The sequence below is a fragment of the Pseudoalteromonas sp. Z1A6 genome (assembly GCF_011378745.1).
Taxonomy (GTDB): Bacteria; Pseudomonadota; Gammaproteobacteria; order Enterobacterales; family Alteromonadaceae; genus Pseudoalteromonas; species Pseudoalteromonas arctica.
The window spans coordinates 1-1,431 of sequence record NZ_WTKW01000582.1 but is presented as its reverse complement, the minus strand read 5'-3'; the positions used below and the strand labels follow the sequence as shown (position 1 = coordinate 1,431).

Here is a 1,431-nt window from a genome sequence, read left to right as displayed (position 1 = left end):
TTTGCTTTGTGGAGTTTCTAAATGACTAAAGCAACAAACCTACCAACCTCGCAGAAATTAATAAAACATCTTTTATTATGGACGGTATTTGGTTACTGCTATCAAAGTGCTATTAGCTTATTAGTAAAAATGGCTATAGACGCTCAACCAGAGTATCCATTAATTACCGGTTTAATTTATGGTGTTGGTTTTAATGTTTTAGCTGCCCATCTTATTACCAAATACGATAAGCATTGGCCAGTTATTGGCTCTGTTTTTATTGGTTGTATAGGGCTGCTTGTAGTGCCATTTTTACTGTTTGGCGAATCAGGATTACTAACAATGCCTCTACTTGTTGGAATTTTATTCAGTTTGCCGCTTTGTAGTTATATTGTTGGCCTAATTAAGCTAAAACTCAGCAAAAACTAGCCCCAAACGCGGTTTATTTTGTGATAGCATAGTCGCGTCTTTTAACTAACAAAACGTGAAAAACACATTATGTCAGATAATTTTACTACAGATGCTGAAAAAGCAAGTTACGGTATTGGCTTACAAATGGGTGAGCAACTTAAGTCTAATCCTTTTGAAGGCTTAAACCTAAATTCAGTATTTGAAGGCATGAAAGATGCGTACGCTGGTAGCGCATTTCAAGTTGAGATCCCTGAGATCCAAGCTGCATTTGAAAAAATAAACGAAGAGATTCAAGCTCGTCGTGAAGAAGAGTCACAAGTACTTTCTGCAGAAGGTATTTCATTCTTAGAAGAAAACGCAAAACGTCCTGAAATCACAGTAACTGAGTCTGGTCTTCAATACGAAGTACTAGCAACTGGCGAAGGCGAAAAGCCAACAGCTGAGTCTACAGTACGTGTTGATTACCACGGTACACTTATTAACGGTACTGTGTTTGATAGCTCATACGAGCGCGGTCAACCAGCTGAATTTCCAGTTGGTGGCGTGATCAAAGGCTGGACTGAAGCATTACAAATGATGCCTGTAGGTACTAAATGGCGTATCTACGTTCCTCATGAGCTTGCTTATGGTGAACGTGGCGCAGGTGCTGCAATCGCACCTTTCTCAACGCTTGTATTTGATGTTGAGCTACACGAAATCATTTCTTAAATTAAATACATTTTAATTTAAAAGTGTAAAAAGCCGTATTCAATTTGAATACGGCTTTTTTGTGTTTGTAATTTAAGAGTTTTATACCAATTAGCTTAATTAAGTGATCTATTTTTCGCTAAGAAAATTGTGTCGATAACAAGGCAAAAATTTCGTTGTTTAGTTGTTACCACTAATTGCTTTTGCATTGCTCTACCTCCTGCATCCATGCAGTCGTATATCAGAAATTCTTAACGCAGTTAGCGTCAGGTTTAATCCTTCAAATCGATTAAGTATTACTGCGTGTTGATATTATATATTCTAAAAATAAAAAACCGCCTTAATAAAATGCGG

General features: G+C 37.1%; 2 protein-coding genes. Both read left to right on the top strand.

The window, feature by feature from the left end:
- The first annotated feature begins 21 nt into the window (after positions 1-21).
- The gene (locus GQR46_RS19655; RefSeq protein WP_024590139.1) at positions 22-408 is read left to right on the top strand and encodes a hypothetical protein; all 387 of its coding nucleotides are present in this window, start codon (positions 22-24) and stop codon (positions 406-408) included.
- Between the two features lie 69 nt (positions 409-477).
- Positions 478-1,098, top strand: coding sequence for an FKBP-type peptidyl-prolyl cis-trans isomerase (locus tag GQR46_RS19650; RefSeq protein WP_165727452.1), 621 nt, complete (start codon positions 478-480; stop codon positions 1,096-1,098).
- Positions 1,099-1,431: the final 333 nt, after the last annotated feature.

Coding starts and splice junctions, on each gene's coding strand:
- GQR46_RS19655 (WP_024590139.1), top strand. CDS start 22: ATGACTAAAGCAACAAACCTACCAACCTCGCAGAAATTAATAAAACAT.
- GQR46_RS19650 (WP_165727452.1), top strand. CDS start 478: ATGTCAGATAATTTTACTACAGATGCTGAAAAAGCAAGTTACGGTATT.